This window comes from Streptomyces sp. NPDC047042 (genome assembly GCF_040644035.1).
Taxonomy (GTDB): Bacteria; Actinomycetota; Actinomycetes; order Streptomycetales; family Streptomycetaceae; genus Streptomyces.
This window is the reverse complement of sequence record NZ_JBEYVP010000003.1, coordinates 23,137-42,621: the sequence shown is the minus strand read 5'-3', so window position 1 is coordinate 42,621 and position 19,485 is coordinate 23,137. Positions and strand designations below refer to the sequence as shown.

Genomic DNA, 19,485 nt, shown 5'->3' with positions numbered 1-19,485 from the left:
ACCCGCGCCTGCCGCCAGGCGGCCGTATCCGTGTCCGTACCGGAGGGGAACTCCAGCCCGTAGTGGGCGGCTGTCTCGAACGAGGCCAGGGCGGCGCGCAGCCGGATACCGAGCAGTTCCACCCCCGCCACCGAGACCATGATGTCGGCGTTGAGGACAAGTCCCTTGTCCAGCAGGGTCTCCACGACATGAGCCAGACCGCCGTCGCCGTCCCGTCTGGGCTGCAGCGGAACGGCTGCCGCGCCTCGCGTTCCGGCGATCGCCCCATCGCGGCGTGTGCTCGCGGGCGGAAAGGCGGCCCGGTTGCCCACGTTGTTGTCCGGATAGCTGCTCATGCCTGTGCGCGTAACCGCCCGCACGCCGCTTACACACCCGACAGGGCGGAGATCGCCCGTCCTGCCGGGGGTATGCGGCCTGCGTGCCCTTACCGTCCTTACCGAAACAATGCCCTCGCATCCGCGCCCTGATCCCGCTCCTCGGCCGTCCCGGCCGCCGGCGCCTCGCCCACGGCCGGGCGTGAAACCGTGCCACCGCCCTGCTCTGTGGAGGGCGGTCACCGGAGCCGGTGACCTGCGCCGGCCGGCAGGTGGACAGGTGGTCGCGGCGGTTCGCACGGGACATGCGGGCGACGGCGTGCAACCGGGAGCAGGACCGGTTGTTCCTCGCGGAGCAGCGGGTTTCCGTGCGGCCGCGGTGGCCGGGCGGCGTGGGTCAGGAGGCGATCCAGATGCCGAAGTCCCGCCAGGCCGTGCCGAAGTCCTGGAAACCGATACGGGAACCCCCGCTGCGGGTCACCGTGCCCTTGGCGATGGTGCCGCCGCTCGCGGAGCCCGCGTAGAGGGGGCCGCCGCTGTCGCCGCTGCGGGCGGCTTCCTGGCCGTCCATCTGCTCGCCCTCCACCAGGTCCTCGGAGTCGTTCCAGTAGAAGAGCACCTTGATGTTGCAGACCGGGCCGCCGGTTGCCCCGGCGCTGGTGAACCCGGACTGGCAGAGGTACTCACCGGGGTACGTCCAGTCCCAGCCGTCGACCCGGACACCGACGTTGCTGCCCTGGTTCCCGGTGTACGTGTAGTTCTGCACGTCGGACGTCTGGATGAGCATGACGTCGTGGTCGTCGCGGGCCTTGACCGGCGTACCGATGTAGGCCCCCGATCCGGTGCTGAAACGTTCGCCGGCCGTGCCGCAGTGCTCCGCGGTGAGGATGTACTCCGCCCCGGAGGAGTCGGTCACACCGAAGCCCGACGTGCAGTAGACCCCGTTGTCCTTCAGGATGATCGACCCGCCCCACCAGGGCGGCGAGTCGCTCTGGCGGGAGGCTTCCTGAAGCGGCTCCTCGACGACCGTACTGACCGGGACGCCCGCGGCGTCGGAGGCGATCGCCCGGCTCTGGACGGCGCTGCGCGCGATGCTCGTCCCCTCCCTGGCCAGGACGAGACCGCTGCCGTCGGTGGGGATCTTCACCGTGTGCCCGAGCGACGGGTCCTCGGCAAGCTGCTCCTGAAGGCGCGCGGAGGCGGTCTTCAGCTCGCCGAAGGAGTAGTCGGCCTCGACGACCCGCACGGGAGCGATCCGGCGGGCCTCGCCGATCGCCTTCCGCATCGTCGCGGGTATCGCGCCCTTCCACCACAGCGCGACCCGGCCCTCTTCCAGCCCGATGCCCGTGAAGCCCGCGAACCCGGCGTTCTCCTGCGCCCATCTGATCTTGTCGGCCGCGGCCACCAGGGGCTGCTGCTCGGTCATCCTCGCCAGGTCGTCGTCGGGTACGACCTCGGAGACCGGTACGGTGTTCCGCTCCTGCTGCTCCTGCTGCTGGGCCGTTGCCCCCGTCGTGGTGCTTCCGACGAGCGCCGTCGCCGCCAAGGCCGCGGCAGCGGCCAGCACAGCTGTCCTGTTTCGCATCGATCCGCCTTCCGTCTGCGTGCGTCACGGCGGTACGCGCACCGCCGGATCAGCAGGAAACTAGGCGGTCGTGATCAGTACGTGATCAATGTGAGATCAACGCGCAGGCAACCCCGCCTGCCCCCGTCCCGTGTGGAGGAGAAGGGGGGCGAAGTACGAGCGAGCCGAACTGCCGTACACCGCAAGCGAGTTAAGGGATGCATGGCAGAGGGGATGAGGGTGGATGCCGAACCGTTTTCGCTTCGTCGTACTGGGCACGATGCACGCGTACCGGGACGGCGCCGAGGTCAGAGTGGGCCCGCCGCAGCAACAGGCCATGCTGGCGGTGCTGTTACTCCGGTCGGGACACACGGTGTCGGCCGCCCAGCTGATCGACGCCCTGTGGGGGAACGCGTCACCGCCCCGGGCGGTCACCGCGATCCGCACCTATGCCTGGCAGTTACGAAGACTCCTGGAGCAGGATCCTTCGGCGCCGGTTGTGCTGGTCTCCGCCGGGGACGGCTACCGGCTGACGGTCTCCCCGTCCACGCTGGATTCCCGGCAGGCCGAGACCCTGATCGACGAGGCGGCCCGCGCGCGCGAGGCCGGACAGTTGGCGCGGGCGAGCCGGCTGCTGGCCGACGCCCTGGCCCTGTGGCGGGGAGACTCGCTGACCGGCGTGCCGGGTCCCTTCGCCCAGCGGCAACGGGACCGGCTGGAGGAGCTGCGCACCGCGGCGCTCGAGGAGCGGTTCGATCTCGAACTGTCCCTGGGCAACCACCACTTCGCCATTCCGGGGCTGACCGAGCTCACCGCGGCGTACCCGCTGCGTGAGCGCCCCTACGGTCTGCTGATGCGCGCGCTGCAGGCGGCGGGCAGACAGGCCGACGCACTCGCGGTGTTCGCCGGTTACCGCACCCGCCTGGCACGGGAGCAGGGCATCGAACCGGGGTACGAGTTGAGCGCCGCGCACCGCAGGGTTCTCGAGGGCGACTCCGTCTCGGCGACGGCGACCGACGAGGAGTCCACGGCGCACGGATCGAAGAGGGCGTGCGACGGCGACGGGATGTGCGGCGGACGGGAGAAGCGGTGTGCGCCCCTGGCCCCCACGGCCGCGGCCACGGCGAACGCAGCGGCGGAGACGAGTGCGAGGACGAGGACGAGTGCCACGGGGACGGCGACAGCCGTACGGGAGCCCGCTCCACGGCTGTCGATTCCGGCGCAACTACCCTCCGACACCCCCGACTTCACGGGGCGTTCGGCTCAGTTGGACCAGCTGAGCGCCCTGCTGACGGCGACCGGCCGCCGGGCGCCGGCCGTCGTGGCGGTGACCGGGATGGGCGGGGTCGGCAAGACGTCCCTGGCTCTGTACGTCGCCCACCGCGTCCGGTCCGCGTACCCCGACGGACAGCTCTACGCCGACCTGCGCGGGACCGAGCGGGACCCCGCCGAGCCGGGCGCGGTTCTCGCGGGGTTCCTCACCGCGCTGGGCGTCCCGCCCGAGTCGATGCCGGAGCGGCCGGCGGAGCGCGGCGGGCTGCTGCGCTCCGTGCTGGACGGCCGACGGGTGCTGCTGGTCCTGGACGACGCGCGGGGCGCCGCCCAGATCAGGGAGCTGATCCCCGGTTCCGCCGGGTGCGGGGTCGTCATCACCAGCAGATCGCCCCTGACCGGGCTGCCGCTGACCGCCCAGATCCGCCTGGGCTCCTTCCTCCCCGACGAGGCACTCGCCCTGCTCGCCACGGTCGCCGGCCAGGAACGGCTCGCCGGAGAGCGGGCCGGCGCCCTGCGGCTGGTGGCGGCCTGCGGGTTCCTGCCGCTGGCCGTACGGATCGTGGCGGGCCGACTGGCGTCCCGCCCCGCCTGGACCATCGAGTCGATGGCCTCCCGGCTCACCGACGAGCAGCGCCTTCTCGACGAGTTACGGATGGGCGACCTGGCCGTCCAGACCACCTTCGAAGCCGGCTACCACCAGCTGACACCTCACCAGGCACACGCGTTCCGCCGGCTCGCGACCACCAGCGGCCCGGACATCGACCCGACCGGCGCCGCCACCCTGCTCACGATGGACGAGGCAACGGCGGAAACCCTGCTCGAGTCACTGGTGGACGCGGCCCTGCTGGAATCCCCCGAGCCGGGCCGCTACCAGTACCACGACCTGGTACGCGTCTTCGCCGCGCAGCCGCCCAAACATCCTGACAACGATGCCACAGGGGTCCTCACGAAGCACCCGGACCGCTCCGGCTGAACCGAAGCCGGTGGCCGTGCCCACGATCGGCACCCTCTCCAGACCTTGCCGACGCCGCGACGGAAGCCGTCTCCCTCTCTACAGCTGACGCGACCCCGCTCCCCTCGAGAGGCGGGACCGCTTTCGTGCGCCCAAGAATCAGCGGAGGCGAACTCACCCTCAGCGGATTCAGTCCCCTCAGGCGAAGTTGACGCCCCAACACCCAGAAATGAACGTTTCCGCAGCTCAAGGGGCTGCCGAAGTGGGGCGGGTGGGACTCGAACCCACGGCCGACGGATTATGAGTCCTTTGAGGATCTTGGTGGCCCTTGCCGATCAGCGCCGATTCACGCCGTTCTTGCAGGTCAGACGTGCTGATCCATGTCAGTCCCGTGCAGTGCTTGTCGGTCTGTTCCTGTCCTTGTGGCCCCTCAATGGCCCCTGGGGGTCGCCGAGTTGAACGCGTACCACAGCAGCAGCCGCGTCCGCCCAGCACAGCCGAAGGGCTGGACCCTTCGCGCAGCGGAGTCTCTCACCGACGCGGTGATGCTCCATCCCAGACCCGGGGTGGAGCATCACCCCTGACGTCAGATGCGATCCCGTCCACCTGGCTGCGCATCGACCTGGGTAGCAGCGCGTCGATCGGGTCAGCCGAGTACGTAGCTCTCATCGCCGAAGTCAGCTTCGGCAACCTGGACCTGTGTGGTGTTTTGCCGCTTCCGCAACTCGGCGAGGCGGTGCACACGGGAGGCCAGGACCATCGCCTGCGCCCCCCCCTCTGGATCTGATCCTTTTCGGCATCGGTGAAGGCGAACTCATCGGCCAGGTCTCCCCAGGAGACGGCCTGCGGGTCCTTGAGGTGATCAGTCATCGTGCCCCGCCCTCTCCATCGATTCGCTTCAGATGCTCCGCGTACGCCTGCTCCGCCTGGGGCACCGCGACGCGGTACCAGCCGGACCAGTTGCCTGCCTCGTCACCGCCGACCAGGATCACAGCCTGGCGGTCCGGGTCGAACACGAACAGCAACCGCACTTCCGAGGCCCCTGCCGAGCCGGGGCGGAGCTCCTTGAGGTCGCAGTCCGTGAAGCCACGAAAGAGCTGGCTCAACCACGACGATCTTCCGGGACGCGGTTCTCGCAGTCACCTGCGTGCTCGACGACACACCACGACGGCAGGAGTCGTCCCCGACGTTTGGCTGGGCAGTGCTGCGGTCCGGCGCGAGGGCCCTCGCGGAGACGTCGCGGGCGCGGCCGGTCAGCCGCGTTGCCGGCGGGCGCGCAGCGCCGCCCAGTGGCGCAGGCGCTCGGTGATCTGGGCTTCGTAGCCGTTGCGGGTGGGCCGGTAGTACGTCTCGCGGTCCATGTCGTCGGGGAAGTAGTCGTCACCGGAGAAGCCGTCGGCCGTGTCCGGGTCGTACTGGTAGTCCCTGCCGTAGCCAAGGTCTTTCATCAGCCGGGTCGGGGCGTTGAGGATGTGGGCGGGTGGCATGAGTGAACCGGTGTGCCGGGCTGATCGGTGTGCGGCGTTGAAGCCGCGGTAGACGGCGATGGACTTGGGGGCGGTGGCGAGGTGGACGACGGCCTGGGCGATCGCCAACTCGCCCTCGGGGGAGCCGAGTCGCTCGTACACGTCCCAGGCGGCGAGGGCCTGCTGGACGGCGTGCGGGTCGGCCGTGCCGATGTCCTCGTTCGCGAAGCGGACCAGGCGGCGGGCGACGAACAGCGGGTCTTCGCCGCCGTCGAGCATGCGGGCGAGCCAGTACAGGGCCGCGTCCGGGTCAGAGCCGCGCATCGACTTGTGCAGCGCGGAGATCAGGTTGTAGTGGCCCTCCTGCGCCTTGTCGTACAGCGGGGCGCGCCGCTGGATGTGATGAGCGAGCCCGGCGGTGTCCAGGGTGGTTTCGGTGTCCGGGAGGGCTTGGAGCTGTTCGGCCATATTGAGGAGGTAGCGGCCGTCGCCGTCGGCCATGGCGATCAGTGCTCGGCGGGCGTCGTCGTCCAGGGGCAGATGGTGGCCAGTGAGCTGTTCGGCGCGGTCGAGGAGTGTGGACAGTGCGGCTTCGTCGAGGCGTTTGAGGACGAGGACCTGGGTGCGGGAGAGAAGGGCTCCGTTGAGTTCGAAGCTCGGGTTCTCCGTGGTGGCGCCGATCAGGGTGACTGTGCCGTCCTCGACGTAGGGCAGGAAGCTGTCCTGCTGGGCGCGGTTGAAGCGGTGGATCTCGTCGACGAACAGCAGGGTGCCCTGGCCGATGCCGCGTCGTCTTCGTGCGGTGGCGAAGACCTTGCGCAGATCGGCGACGCCGGAGAAGGTGGCCGACACCGGTTCGAAGGCGAGGTTGCCGGCGTCCGCGAGGAGCCGGGCGATGGTCGTTTTCCCGACGCCGGGCGGGCCCCACAGGATGGCGGAGCCGAGGCGCTGCTGGGCGACCATGCGGCCCAGCGGGGCGTCCCGGGCAAGGAGGTGGTCCTGCCCGACGACATCTTCCAGCTGGGTGGGGCGCAGGCGGTCGGCGAGGGGCCGGGAGGGCTCCTCGCCGAAGAGCGGCAGGGTCGCTTCGGTCGGTTCCATGGGTCTCTCGGGTCGCAGGGTGACGTGTGCGGACAAGTGCGTACGTGTGCGGACATGACGAGCCTTGCACGGGGCACTGACAGGCGTCGGCTCAGCCACTAGTGGGGAAGGTCGCGGCGCTCATCGGGCACCGGGGCGGTCGCGTCGCGGCAGCCGCTCGGCGACCAGGTCGTACGAATCCTCGACCGCGTCGGTGATCAGCCGCTCGGTGATGCCGGGTCCCGGTCCCAGTGAGATCCAGTGGCGTTTGTCGAGGTAGCGGCCCGGGGTGATCGATGCGTGGCCGCGCTCCAGTGCCCGCGCGTGCTCGGGTTCGCACTTGACCGTGATGATCTGGTCGTCCGGGTCGTCGGTGACGATCAGGAACACCTTGCCCGCGACCTTGTACACGTCGAGCTCTGGGGTGAAGGGGTAGCCGTGACTGACGCCGGGGAGGGCCAGGGCCACCTGTCGGGCGGTGTCCTGGAGCCGGTCGTCGGCCGCGCTCACCGGGCCGCCCGCGTGCCGGTGCCGTAGGTGTGCGGGTCGACAGGCCGCTCGACCTTGGGCAAGTGAGCGACGACGAGCCGGTAGGAGTCGGTGACGAGCTCCCTGACGAGCTCCTCGTCGACGCCTTCTCCGCTCTCCGGCGTGATCCAGTGCCTCTTGTTCATGTGGTAGCCGGGGGTGATGTGGCTGTACTGCTCCCGCAGAGCGTGGGCCTCACCGGGGTCCGCCTTGAGGATCACCACGGGCCGCCCGGGGACGTCGGTCATCAGCGCGAACACCTTGCCGCGCACCTTGAAGACCTCCCAGTCGGGGCCGAAGGGGTGTTTCCAGCTGAGCTCCGGGGAGCTCCTCAGCGCAGTCGGCGGCGATCTTGTGCAGGGCCGATCCGTTCATGGGCGTTCCCTTCCTCAAGTGGTGACGGACTGTGGCACCGAAAGACGTGGGGGGCGCGCCGCGCGGGCGCGGCGGCACGTCCCATCCTTCCGCCGCAGCCGACCGGAAGGGCGGTAGGCTGCGGACACGTGATGGTCGACAGGCGACACCCTGACCCGAGCGGAAGCGCGGCCGGTCCGGCTGCGGTACCGCTGTTCGGTTTTCAGCCCCCGGTCGGTACCCCGTACGGCCTTGAGGTGAGTACCGTCGAGGACTTCTTCACCCACCACGACGACTGGCCGTGGAACCCACCCCGGCCGGGCCGCGCCACCTTCCATTACCTCATCGCGGTCACCGAAGGCGAACTGCGGCACGACGTCGACCACATCACGCGGTCCGTCGCCCCCGGCCAGTGGCTGTGGGTGCGTCCCGGGCACGCGCAGTGCTGGCATCCGCCCGGCGCGGCCCGCGGCCCGTTCATCCTGTTCGAACCGGACGTGCTGCGGCCCGACCTGGCCCGACTCCTGGCCCCGCTCACCGCGCACGCGGCCCCTGCCGTGCTCACTCCGCACCCCGACGACGCCGCCTGGCTCCAGCAGACGGCACTCCAACTCCTGGACGAACACCGCTCCCTGGGGCGCCGCCCCCTCGACATCCACCACGCCCTGCGCCGCAGCCTGCTCGAATCACTGCTGCTGCGCCTGGCCAACTCCCCAGGCATCGCCCTCGACGGCACGGCCGCGGCCGGCACCGGCCGCGCCGACAGCTACGGACGCTTCCTCGACGCCCTGGAGCTGCACTTTCGCGAACTGCACCACGCCGCGGACTACGCCGAGTTGCTCGGCTGCTCGGTCCGCACCCTCAGCCGTGCCGCCCGGGACGTCACCGGCAAGGGAGTACGTGAACTCATCGACGAGCGGCGCCTCCTGGAAGCCCGGCGCCTGCTGGGGGCTGCCCGGTGGGACGCCCGGACCGTGGCCGTCCACCTCGGCTTCACCGACCCCGCGAACTTCGGCCGCTTCTTCCGCGACCGCACCGGCCTCACCCCGGCCGTCTACGCGGCCCGCGAAGCGAGGACCGACGCTTGACGGAAACGCGGCGAACGCCGGGCTTGCCCGTGAGGAAGCAATGGCTGTCTTCGCAGTCTGCGCGTTGTCACACCGCTCACCTGTCAAGGGCCCGCCGGATGAACTCCTCACGGGTCGCGCTGGAAGCGCGCGACACAGCCGCATGATCCACCGTCATGTCGAACCCGTGGAAGCTCCCGCCCCACATGTGCGGATCGACGCTCACTCCCGCCTCGGACAGGCGGCCGGCGTAGCTCAGGATCTCGTCGCGGAACCCCTCGGCCGAGCCGGTGTCGATGTAGGTGCGCGGCAGCCGGCTGAGGTCCTCGGCGCGGGCCGGCGCGGCGTACTGCGACACGTCCGGGCCGCCGCACCGCTCGCCCAGTACGGAGGTCCACGCATACAGGTTGCTGTGGCGGTCCCATACGCCTTCGCGGTCCACCATGCGACTGCCGTGCGTCTCGAAGGTCGTCGAGCATAGGGCAGATCAGAATTGGTGGCTGAGCGAGGGAAAGGCGCGGTCCCGGGCGAGCAGCGCGGTCCCCGCCGCGAGGCCGCCGCCGCCACTGACTCCGGCGATCATGCGGCGCTCGGGGTCGATACCGAGCTCCGCCGCGTTCTTCGCCATCCACACCAGGCCCGCGTAACAGTCCTCGACCGGCGCGGGATCCGGGTGATCCGGCGCCAGTCGGTACTTGACCGACACGACGACCGCACTCCCCTCGATCACATGGGGAAGGAGATGACTCACGTGGTCCCGGCGTCCCCCCATGCTCATCCCGCCCCCGTGGAGGCTGAGGATGCCTCCCTTGGGGCCTCGGTCCTCGGCGGGGCTGAGGATCAGCACAGTGATGTCCGGCTCGCCTTCCGGCCCGGGTGCTTGGCGCTCCTCCACCCGCACTCTGCCGCCCGCCGTCAGAGCCTCCGAATCCAACCCGGGGGAACCGCGAGTTCCGGGTCCAACGGGGGCCGGATGGTCGTGGCACCGAAAGAGTCTGCTGCTGTCTGGTCCGTCATCTGTTCTCTCCTTCGGAAACAACGACGGGGAGCGGAGGCGCTCTCAGTCGTCCAGGACGACGACGTGCTTGCCCGGCGTGGTGCCGGACTCGATGTCGGCCTGGGCGTCACGGACCTGTTCCAGGCCCTGGTAGACCTTCGCGACCGGGACCTTGAGCCGTCCCTCCGCAATGGCCTGGAGTTGATGGGCGAAGACGTCGGCCGGGAGGTCGGCGGCCTCGCCCGCGTAACTGGTCAGCCGCACCCCGCTGGGGATCATGAACGGGGTGAAGTCGGGGATCGTCCACGCGCCGCCCAGGGCGCCGGTGAAGCAGACGGTGCCGTGCACGCGCACGCATCCGAAGGTGTCCGGCAGGGCTGTGCAGCCCACCAGTTCCAGCGCGGCGTCCACGCCCTGCGGTGCGAGGTCCCGGACCTTCTCGGCGATGTGTCCGTCGTCCACGATCGGATGGTCGACACCCATGGCCCGCAGTTCGTCGGCACGCCCGGCGTGACGCGTGGTGGAGATGACGGTGGCGCCGATGTCCTTGGCCATCGCCGCCGCGCTCAGCCCGACCGTGGAGGTGCCGCCGCGGATCAGCAGCGTCTGTCCGGCCTTGAGGTCCAGGCCACGGGTCAGGGATCCGTAGGCGGTCTGGAACATCTCGGGCAGGGCGCCGACGACGTCCCACGGAAGGGTGGTCTCGAACGGGATGACCTGTGCCGCGGGGACGGTCACGTACTGGGCGTACGCGCCGTCGTACGAGCGGCCCATGTTGCCCATCATGGTGGCCACCTGCCGGCCCGGGCGCAGCTCGCTGGTCTCGTCCGCCTCATCGACCACGCCGACTCCTTCGATGCCGGGAACCCGCGGGTAGGTGACCTCCGCGTCTGACTCTCCCTTGCGGGTGGTGACCTCGGACTCGTTGACGCCGAACGCCTTCACCTTGATCCGCACCCAGCCGGGCTTGCGTACCGGCACCGGCACGTCCTTGATCTCCAGTGCGTCGAGGCCGCCCGGCCGGGTGACGACGACGGCCCGCATCGTCGCCGGTGCGGTACCGCTGGCTGCTGTCGGTTTGCTCATACCGAGTTCCTCACTCCGTTCGTCCCCCTTGGCGTGCTGCTCCGTATCCCCCGCCGGCCGTCAGGGGCGATCGATGCCCTCCCACAGGTCGAGGGCCTGCTGGTAGTGGGCGGTGGCCTCGAAGGGAGGTTTGCCGAGGCTTGCGGAGGTGGGTCTGTCCGTGACGGCGGGCCACAGACGGGACTGCTCGCCGGTGGCAAAGTCGAGGATGATGTCGCGGATACGCGTGTCACGCTCGGCCTGCTCGGCGCTGCGGCCCGGCTGTTCCTGGCCGACCAGGGCGTACATCTCGGTGCCGTGCACCGCGGGCGCGCCCTCGGCGGGCCCGATCATCAGGAGATGGGCGTTGCCGCCCGCGGCGGCGTGCGCCAGGGCGCCGCGGGCGGCCGGGAGCGCGAAGAGGTAGTCCGCCATGACCGCGGCGCGGACCTCGGCCGGGGTACGGCGGCCCTGGTCGTAGGCGTCGACGATCTTCTTCGCGCGGGAGCGGGAAATACGCCACCCCGCGACCTCGTCGACGACGCGGTCGAGGGTGTGCGGGTCGAAACGGTCGAGGTCGTTCGCCACCCACCACCCCATGTCGTCGCTCGCCATGCTCAGCAGCACGTCGACATCGCGGTGCGCCCCCGAGGCCAGGACGTCCATGGGATGGGCGTGCACCACCCCACCGGGCTGCCCGATGTCCAGGACCACGCCGGTCGCCTTGTTGTCCACCCCGCCGCGGACTCCGAGGTCCGTCGGGGCAACCCTGCGCAGGGCGTCCCTCAGGGAGACCGCGTCGAGGTCGAGCAGCTTCTCCGGGTTGTCCGCCACGCCGAGTTCGGTGACGAACAGGTGCGCGAGCTCCTCGGCCCACCAGGCCGGGACGCTACGAGCGGGCCCCCCGGAGAACCCGGCCAGTCGCCGGTACAGGCCGTCGGCGGAGGAGGCGCCGAGCAGACCGAAGGTGGAGTAGGCGCCGGCGCTGTGGCCGTAGACCGTGACCTGGTCGGGGTCGCCGCCGAAGTGGGCGATGTTCCGCTTGACCCAGGTCAGCGCGGCGATGATGTCCTGGAGGAAAAGGTTGCCGGCCTCGGCGAGCCGTCCGCCGTACTGCGAGAGCGAGAGCGCGCCCAGGGCGCCGAGCCGGTAGTTGACCGACACACTCACCACGCGCCCCGACGCGGCGAGACCGGAGGCATTGGAGGTGATCTGGGTGTTCGCGCCGTACTCGAATCCACCGCCGTGGATGTACACGGTCACCGGGAGCGCCTTGTCGGCCGGCTGCTCAGGGGCCCACACGTTCAGGTTCAGGCAGTCCTCGCCCATCCCGCTGTCCGCTTCGAGCCAGTCACCGCTGTCGGGCTGGACAGAGACGACGCCCTTGCGGTCATAGGGTCGGTCCGGAGCGAAGTCCGCGACCACGGGGCGGCGATACCGCTCGGCGGTGGCGTACGGGATTCCCCACCAGGACCGCACCCCTGGTGCAGTCGGAGCCTTGGGCGCGGTCGTAGTCATGGCGCGAGATTCCTTCCGGAGCTTTCGGGTGTTTTGCGCGGCGCGTCGGCAGCTGATCGCTCGCGGTGGCGCTCCCCAAGCATTCCCTGGACTCCGGTAAATCGCCGGGCGGACAGCGGTCACCTGATGGTCATCAGGCGACATCTGTCTGCTCGTCCTCTTCTCCTGGCCCGTCGCCAAGCAGGCGAGGGCGACCTGAGACGCTGCCGTCAGCGGGTCCCCTGACTCGACACGCCGACTTGCCCAGGTAAGCCGGTGCAGCTCGCGGGCCCGAGCATGCCCGCTGATCATGCTGCTGCATCGGACGGTGCTCTTCCTGGCCTCGCCCAGGGATGCGAGTCGGCTACAGAAGGCGACGGGCGTGGTGGGACATGACGGGGGGGAGGGCTTCGTTGATCTTCTGAGGTTCGTTCTCGGGGGACCGGCTCTACCCAAGAGGGGCGAGCAACCCGTCCGGACGGTTTCCTCTTGGGGCAGTTTCCCCACCCCTGGACGTCATCGCAGAGGGAACACAGCGAGGGCGACAGTGTCTACACAGCGCGATGGCAGCCCTGCCGCACACCGACCAATGGGACAACGAATCGCCCCGTAGACACCGTCGACCGGACACGACCGCGCCGCCCCGGCCCCTGTACGGCCCCTGGGGCTTGGCATCGCCCCTCAGAGCGGCGGCCCGAACGACGATCGGTAACCGCGAGCACCTACTCCGCCGCAGGTCAGAGGGGTTGAAACTCCCCCGACCTCCGCCGGACTCCAAACCCACGCGCAGCGGATTCAGTCCGTTCAAGCAAAGTTGACGATCCAACACCCGAAAAAATGAACGTTTCCGCAGGTCAGGTGCTGCCGAAGTGGGGCGGGTGGGACTCGAACCCACGGCCGACGGATTATGAGTCCGCTGCTCTAACCGGCTGAGCTACCGCCCCATTACGGCGCGTCGCGCACATTTGTGCGCGCCGTCTGCCGCAGCATAGCCGCTCATACGATCTCCTGCTTCGGATGGTCGGCTTCGCATGACCATGAGGACCTCGGTGCGGCTCGCACGGTTCCGCCGGGCATGAAAAAGGACCCCAACGGGGTCCTCGTTCAAGCGCTCTCCCGACTGGACTCGAACCAGTAACCTGCCGGTTAACAGCCGGCTGCTCTGCCAATTGAGCTACGGAAGATCGAAGCTCCCCCGACTGGACTCGAACCAGTAACCTGCCGGTTAACAGCCGGCTGCTCTGCCAATTGAGCTACGGAGGATTGCCTCGTTTGCATCGAACGCACCTCCCTGGGTAGTCGCCAGGGGGCGTGTGCTCGCTGCGACACATACATTAGCGCAAGCAGGGGGGTGCTCCGCCAATCGGTTCGCCGCGTCCCTGCCCGCCACGCACCTGCAGTCCCCCACTCACGAGTACTCATCAAGGAAAGGTGGCCGTCATGCGCTACCGGCTCACGTTCGTCGCCGGACTGGCCCTGGGTTACGTGCTGGGCACACGGGCCGGGCGCGAGCGCTACGAACAGTTGAAGAAGTCCGGGCAGCGGATCGCCCAGAATCCGGCAGTCCGCAACACCGCCGAATCGGCCGCGCTGCAGGGGCGCGAGTTCGCCGGCAAGGCGTTCCACACCATGAGCGAGAAGGTCGGTGACCACGTGCCCGACTCCGTGTCCGACCGGGTGCGTTCCCTGCGTGAGCGCAACGGCTCCGGGGGCGCCTCAGACGACTGGGGCACCAGCAATACCTGAGCCAGGCCCGGGTCAGGCCCGGTCCAGGGCCGAGCGGGCGGGTGTTGGCATGACCACATCTGGCACGCCGACACGCCGCTGGGCACCGACAACGCAAGGGCTGTGTCCAACGGATGGCCGACCCGGCGCGTTCACCTCTCCGCGTACGGCAGAATTTTCGCCATGGGGATAGTCGCCGGGTTGGACAGTTCGCCCGATTTCACTCGTATCGTCGTCTGCGACGCGGACACGGGAACCGTGTTGCGGCAGGGCTATGCGCCACATCCGGTGGAAGGCCCCGAGGGCGGGGGCGGCGGGCGGCCCTCCGATGTCGATCCGCAGGCCTGGCTGCTCTCCCTCGGTGAGGCGGCCGGCGGTGGGCTGCTCGAAGGCGTGCAGGCCATCGGGGTGTCCGCGCAGCAGAACGCGCTGGTGCCGGTGGACGCGCAGGGCAACACCGTACGACCGGCGCTGGTCGGCGGGGACAAGCGGGCACAGGTCGCCGCCGCCGATCTGATCGACGCGCTCGGCGGGCGCGAGGCGTGGGCGCAGGCCGTGGGCTGTGTGCCGCAGGCCGGGCAGCCGGTCACCAAGCTGCGATGGCTGGCGAGGAACGAGCCGGAGGCCGCGCAGCGGACCGCCGTGCTGATGCAGGCGCACGACTGGCTGGTGTGGCAGCTCCTCGGGCGGCCGGTGCGCCGGACCACCGACCGGGGCGGGGCCTCCGGAACCGGGTACTGGTCGGCCGCGATGGGCGCCTATCGCGGTGATCTTGTCGAACTCGCGCTCGGACGGCAGGCGATGCTGCCCGAGGTGCTCGGGCCTTCCGACGCCGCCGGTACGACGCCCGAGGGGCTGCTCATCTCCGCCGGGACCGGGGAGACCATGGCCGCCGCCTTCGGGCTCGGGCTGGGGCTCGGGGACGTCGTGGTGTCGCTCGGGGCCTCCGGGTCCGTGATGGCCGTACACCCCGAGGCGCTCTTCGACTCCTCCGGGATGATCACCTCGCTGGCCGACGCGACCGGGCTGCACCTGCCCGTCGTCACGACGCTGAACGCCGTACGGACCCTGCGTGGGACCGCCGAGCTGCTGGGACTCGGGGATCTGGAGACCCTGTCCGACCTCGCCATGAAGTCGACGCCGGGTGCGCACGGGCTGGTCCTGCTGCCCTATCTGGAGGGTGAGCGGACACCCGCTCTGCCGCACACCGCCGGGACGCTCGCTGGGCTGCGGCGGGAGTCCATGAAGGCCGAGCATCTGGCGCGGGCCGCCTTCGAGGGGATGCTGTGCGGGCTCGCGGACGCCTTGGACGTGCTGCGGGGGCGAGGGGTCGACGTACAGCGTGTCTTCCTGCTCGGGTCGGCCGCCGAGCTGCCCGCCGTGCAGGCCGCGGCTCCGCCGCTGTTCGGGGCGCAGGTCGTCGTACCGCAGCCCGCCGACTACGCGGCGATCGGTGCCGCGCGGCAGGCCGCGTGGGCGCTCGGGGTGTCGCAGGGCACGCTCGACCCGCGTACCCCGCCGGCCTGGCAGGGGGCGTCCGCGCAGGTGCTGGAGCCCGGTGAGGAGTTGGCGGTGGGGCAGGCGGTGCGGCAGCAGTACGTGTCCGTGCGGGAGCAGACGCATCCCGGGGCATTCCGTAGCTGAGGGGGGCGTTTCATGGCTGAGGGGGAGCGAAGAGCTTCCCCCGCGCGGCGGGTTCTTAATCCGCTCTTGGATTAATCGGTTGAAGTAACACGGGTGGAGTGTCGGACGATGGGTGCGTGGGGCACTCCCCATCGTCCGTAACGGACAAACATCCGTCACGGACAAACCGCCGACTCCGAGAGATTCAGCGTGCTCATACGACTTCTGCGCACTTACCTGAAGCCCTACAAGAAACCCATCGTGCTGCTCGTGCTGCTGCAGTTCCTGCAGACCTGCGCCAGCCTGTACCTGCCCACACTCAACGCGGACATCATCGACAAAGGTGTGGTGAAGGGGGACACCGGCTACATCCTGCTCTTCGGGGCCGTGATGATCGGCATCTCGCTGGTGCAGGTCTTCTGCAACATCGGCGCCGTGTACTACGGCGCCCGTACGGCGTCGGCGCTCGGCCGGGACGTACGCGCCGCCGTCTTCGACCGCGTGCAGTCGTTCTCCGCGCGCGAGGTCGGGCAGTTCGGGGCGCCCTCGCTGATCACCCGTACGACCAATGACGTCCAGCAGGTGCAGATGCTCGCGCTGATGACGTTCACGCTGATGGTGTCGGCGCCGATCATGTGCGTGGGCGGGATCGTGCTCGCGCTGGGGCTGGATGTGCCGCTGTCGAGCATCCTGGTCGCCGTCGTGCCGGTGCTGGGCATCTGTGTGACGTTGATCGTGCGGCGGCTGCGGCCGCTGTTCCGGACGATGCAGGAGCGGCTCGACACGGTCAACCGGGTGCTGCGCGAGCAGATCACCGGCAACCGGGTGATCCGCGCCTTCGTGCGGGACGAGTACGAGAAGGACCGGTTCGGGACGGCGAACCAGGAGCTGACCGATGTGTCGCTGGGCACCGGGCGGCTGCTCGCGCTGATGTTCCCGATCGTCATGACCGTCGTCAACGTGTCGTCGATCGCCGTGGTGTGGTTCGGCGCTCATCGCATCGACAGCGGTGGGATGGAGATCGGCGCGCTGACCGCGTTCCTCGCCTATCTGATGCAGATCGTCATGTCCGTGATGATGGCCACCTTCATGTTCATGATGGTGCCGCGCGCGGAGGTGTGCGCCGAGCGCATCGAGGAGGTCCTCGGTACGTCGTCGAGCGTCGTACCGCCGACCTCGCCGGTGGTCGAGCTGCGGCGGCACGGGCATCTGGAGATCCGGGGGGCCGGGTTCCGCTATCCGGGCGCCGAGGAGCCGGTGCTGAAGGGCGTCGACCTGGTGGCGCGGCCCGGTGAGGTGACCGCGGTGATCGGGTCCACGGGCAGTGGGAAGTCGACGCTGCTGGGGCTCGTACCGCGACTGTTCGACGCGACCGACGGGGAGGTGCTCGTCGACGGCGTGGACGTGGCCACCGTGGAGCCGAAACTGCTGGCCAGGACGGTGGGGCTGGTGCCGCAGAAGCCGTATCTGTTCGCGGGGACCGTGGCGACCAATCTGCGGTACGGAAATCCCGACGCCACCGACGAGGAGCTGTGGCGCGCATTGGAGGTCGCGCAGGGCAAGGAGTTCGTGGAGCGGCTGGAGGGCGGGCTCGACGCGCCGATCGCGCAGGGCGGTACGAATGTGTCGGGCGGTCAGCGGCAGCGGCTCGCGATCGCGCGGACGCTCGTCCAGCGGCCCGAGATCTATCTCTTCGACGACTCCTTCTCGGCGCTCGACTACGCCACGGACGCGGCCCTGCGTTCGGCGCTCGCGCGCGAGACCGCCGAGGCGACCGTCGTGATCGTCGCCCAGCGCGTCGCCACGATCAGGGATGCCGACCGGATCATCGTCCTCGACGAGGGCCGGGTCGTCGGCACCGGCCGCCACCACGAGCTGATGGCGGACAACGAGACCTACCGGGAGATCGTCCTGTCCCAGCTCACGGAAGCGGAGGCCGCCTGATGGCCGGGCCCATGGGGCGCATGATGGCCGGAGGCGGCCCCGATCAGCACTCGCTGGACTTCAAGGAGTCCGGCAAACGCCTCCTCTCCCAGTTCAGGCCCGAACGGGCCACGATGTACGTGATGCTCTGCGCGGTGTTCGTGAGCGTGGGCCTGTCGGTGGTGGGCCCCAAGATCCTGGGGCGGGCGACCGACCTGGTCTTCTCCGGCATCGTCGGACGGCAGTTCGAGAGCGGCAGTACGAAGGCCGAGGTTCTCGCCTCCATGCGGGAGCACGGCCAGGGCGGTATGGCCGACATGCTCTCCGGTACGGACTTCACACCGGGCAAGGGCATCGACTTCGACGCCGTGGGTGAGGTGCTGGGGATCGCGCTCGTCGTGTTCGTCTTCGCCGGGCTGCTGATGCTGGTGGCCACGCGGCTGGTGAACCGGGCCGTCAACCGGACCGTGTCCCGGATGCGTGTGGACATGCAGGCGAAGCTGTCGCGGCTGCCGCTGTCCTACTTCGACAAGCGGCAGCGTGGGGAGGTCCTGTCCCGCGCGACGAACGACATCGACAACATCGGGCAGACCCTTCAGCAGTCGATGGGGCAGCTCATCAACTCGCTCCTCACAATCATCGGCGTGCTGGCGATGATGTTCTGGGTGTCCTGGCTGCTGGCGCTGGTCGCACTGCTGACCGTACCGCTGTCGTTCTACGTCGCCACGCGCGTGGGCAAGCGGTCGCAGCCGCACTTCGTGCAGCAGTGGCGGACCACCGGCAAGCTGAACGCCCACATCGAGGAGATGTACACCGGGCACACCCTGGTGAAGGTGTTCGGGCGGCAGGACGAGTCGGCGCAGCAGTTCGCCGAGCAGAACGACGCGCTGTACGAGGCCGGGTTCAAGGCCCAGTTCAACAGCGGGGTCATGCAGCCGCTGATGATGTTCATCTCGAACATCAACTATGTGCTGGTGGCCGTGGTGGGCGGGCTGCGGGTCGCCTCGGGCGCGTTGTCGATCGGTGACGTGCAGGCCTTCATCCAGTACTCGCGCCAGTTCTCCATGCCGCTGACGCAGGTCGCCTCGATGGCGAACCTGGTGCAGTCCGGTGTGGCGTCGGCCGAGCGGATCTTCGAACTGCTGGACGCGGAGGAGCAGCAGGCCGATCCGGTGCCGGGCGTACGGCCGGAGGAACTGCGCGGGCTGGTCTCGCTGGAGCATGTGTCGTTCCGGTACGAGCCGGAGAAGCCGCTGATCGAGGATCTGTCGCTGGCGGTGGAGCCCGGGCACACGGTCGCGATCGTCGGGCCCACGGGGGCCGGCAAGACGACCCTGGTGAATCTGCTCATGCGGTTCTACGAGGTCTCCGGCGGCCGGATCACCCTCGACGGGGTCGACATCGCGTCGATGTCCCGGGACGAACTCCGGGCCGGAATCGGCATGGTGCTCCAGGACACCTGGCTCTTCGGCGGGTCCATCGCGGACAACATCGCGTACGGGGCCGCGCGTTCGCGCAAGGTGACGCGCGGGGAGGTCGAGGAGGCGGCGCGGGCCGCGCACGCGGACCGGTTCATCCGTACGTTGCCCGACGGGTACGACACCGTGATCGACGACGAGGGGACGGGGGTGAGCGCGGGTGAGAAGCAGCTCATCACCATCGCGCGGGCGTTCCTGTCGGATCCGGTGATCCTGGTGCTGGACGAGGCGACGAGTTCCGTGGACACGCGGACCGAGGTGCTCATCCAGAAGGCGATGGCCAAACTGGCGCACGGGCGGACGTCGTTCGTGATCGCGCATCGGCTGTCGACGATTCGGGACGCTGACACGATTCTGGTAATGGAGAACGGGGCGATTGTGGAACAGGGGGCGCATGAGGAGTTGTTGGGGGCGGATGGGGCTTATGCGCGGTTGTACAAGGCGCAGTTCGCTGAGGCTGTGACCGAGGTGGATTGAGTTCGCCCCCGCCGCCCCTACCCGTCCCTCCCCCAGAGGGGGGACCCCCATCGGGGGCTCCGCCCCCGAACCCCCGCTCCTCAAACGCCGGAGGGGCTGA

General features: G+C 69.5%; 12 protein-coding genes, 3 tRNA genes and 3 pseudogenes. 6 read left to right on the top strand and 12 right to left on the bottom strand.

Translation table 11 applies throughout. The features are described 5' to 3' along the window. Nucleotides 1-71: 71 nt before the first annotated feature. Nucleotides 72-227 (bottom strand): annotated as a pseudogene (locus ABZ855_RS03890) (gas vesicle protein); the annotation flags it as partial. A gap of 484 nt (nt 228-711) precedes the next feature. Next, the gene (locus ABZ855_RS03885; protein ID WP_360800397.1) at nt 712-1,899 is read right to left on the bottom strand and encodes a hypothetical protein; all 1,188 of its coding nucleotides are present in this window, start codon (nt 1,897-1,899) and stop codon (nt 712-714) included. A 223-nt stretch (nt 1,900-2,122) separates the two neighbouring features. Here ABZ855_RS03885 and ABZ855_RS03880 point away from each other — a divergent pair, with 223 nt between their 5' ends. Further along, nucleotides 2,123-4,126, top strand: coding sequence for a BTAD domain-containing putative transcriptional regulator (locus ABZ855_RS03880; protein ID WP_360800394.1), 2,004 nt, complete (start codon nt 2,123-2,125; stop codon nt 4,124-4,126). 845 nt (nt 4,127-4,971) lie between these two features. Here ABZ855_RS03880 and ABZ855_RS03875 read toward each other — a convergent pair. From ABZ855_RS03875 to ABZ855_RS03860, 4 genes and pseudogenes are all read right to left on the bottom strand, one after another. Further along, a complete protein-coding gene (locus tag ABZ855_RS03875) occupies nt 4,972-5,211 on the bottom strand; it encodes a type II toxin-antitoxin system RelE/ParE family toxin (RefSeq protein ID WP_360800391.1) in 240 nt (79 codons plus the stop codon). Between the two features lie 147 nt (nt 5,212-5,358). Next, entirely contained in the window at nt 5,359-6,672 is a 1,314-nt protein-coding gene (locus ABZ855_RS03870) for a replication-associated recombination protein A (protein ID WP_360800388.1), read from the bottom strand. 120 nt (nt 6,673-6,792) lie between these two features. Then, entirely contained in the window at nt 6,793-7,161 is a 369-nt protein-coding gene (locus ABZ855_RS03865; protein ID WP_360800385.1) for an MmcQ/YjbR family DNA-binding protein, read from the bottom strand. Then, a pseudogene (locus tag ABZ855_RS03860) lies at nt 7,158-7,554 on the bottom strand (MmcQ/YjbR family DNA-binding protein). The gene ABZ855_RS03865 and the pseudogene ABZ855_RS03860 overlap by 4 nt, the downstream one beginning before the upstream one ends. A gap of 236 nt (nt 7,555-7,790) precedes the next feature. Between ABZ855_RS03860 and ABZ855_RS03855 the strand changes: the two are divergent. Beyond that, on the top strand, nt 7,791-8,621 hold the full coding sequence (locus ABZ855_RS03855) for an AraC family transcriptional regulator (RefSeq protein ID WP_360800382.1): 831 nt from the start codon (nt 7,791-7,793) through the stop codon (nt 8,619-8,621). 76 nt (nt 8,622-8,697) lie between these two features. Here the strand turns inward: ABZ855_RS03855 and ABZ855_RS03850 are convergent. The 6 genes and pseudogenes from ABZ855_RS03850 to ABZ855_RS03825 all read right to left on the bottom strand — a co-directional run bounded on the left by ABZ855_RS03850 (nt 8,698) and on the right by ABZ855_RS03825 (nt 13,422). Further along, a pseudogene (locus ABZ855_RS03850) lies at nt 8,698-9,447 on the bottom strand (alpha/beta hydrolase fold domain-containing protein). Between the two features lie 213 nt (nt 9,448-9,660). Beyond that, nucleotides 9,661-10,683 (bottom strand): zinc-binding dehydrogenase, encoded by a 1,023-nt coding sequence (locus tag ABZ855_RS03845; protein ID WP_360800379.1) that lies wholly within the window; start codon nt 10,681-10,683, stop codon nt 9,661-9,663. Between the two features lie 60 nt (nt 10,684-10,743). Further along, on the bottom strand, nt 10,744-12,180 hold the full coding sequence (locus ABZ855_RS03840) for a carboxylesterase family protein (protein WP_360800376.1): 1,437 nt from the start codon (nt 12,178-12,180) through the stop codon (nt 10,744-10,746). Nucleotides 12,181-13,029: 849 nt separating this feature from the next. Then, nucleotides 13,030-13,103, bottom strand: a tRNA-Ile gene (locus ABZ855_RS03835). A gap of 167 nt (nt 13,104-13,270) precedes the next feature. Further along, a tRNA-Asn gene (locus ABZ855_RS03830) sits at nt 13,271-13,343 on the bottom strand. A 6-nt stretch (nt 13,344-13,349) separates the two neighbouring features. Beyond that, nucleotides 13,350-13,422 (bottom strand) — tRNA-Asn (locus tag ABZ855_RS03825). Nucleotides 13,423-13,599: 177 nt separating this feature from the next. Between ABZ855_RS03825 and ABZ855_RS03820 the strand changes: the two genes are divergently transcribed. From ABZ855_RS03820 to ABZ855_RS03805, 4 genes are all read left to right on the top strand, one after another. Further along, a complete protein-coding gene (locus ABZ855_RS03820) occupies nt 13,600-13,905 on the top strand; it encodes a YtxH domain-containing protein (protein WP_319204821.1) in 306 nt (101 codons plus the stop codon). Nucleotides 13,906-14,067: 162 nt separating this feature from the next. Beyond that, nucleotides 14,068-15,528, top strand: a complete 1,461-nt coding sequence (locus ABZ855_RS03815) for an FGGY family carbohydrate kinase (RefSeq protein ID WP_360800372.1) — start codon at nt 14,068-14,070, stop codon at nt 15,526-15,528. 189 nt (nt 15,529-15,717) lie between these two features. Beyond that, nucleotides 15,718-17,451: an ABC transporter ATP-binding protein gene (locus ABZ855_RS03810; protein ID WP_360800369.1), complete on the top strand. Its 1,734-nt coding sequence runs from the start codon at nt 15,718-15,720 to the stop codon at nt 17,449-17,451. Beyond that, complete coding sequence (locus ABZ855_RS03805; protein ID WP_360800366.1) at nt 17,451-19,385, top strand: ABC transporter ATP-binding protein; 1,935 nt, start codon at nt 17,451-17,453, stop codon at nt 19,383-19,385. The genes ABZ855_RS03810 and ABZ855_RS03805 overlap by 1 nt, the downstream gene beginning before the upstream one ends. Nucleotides 19,386-19,485: the final 100 nt, after the last annotated feature.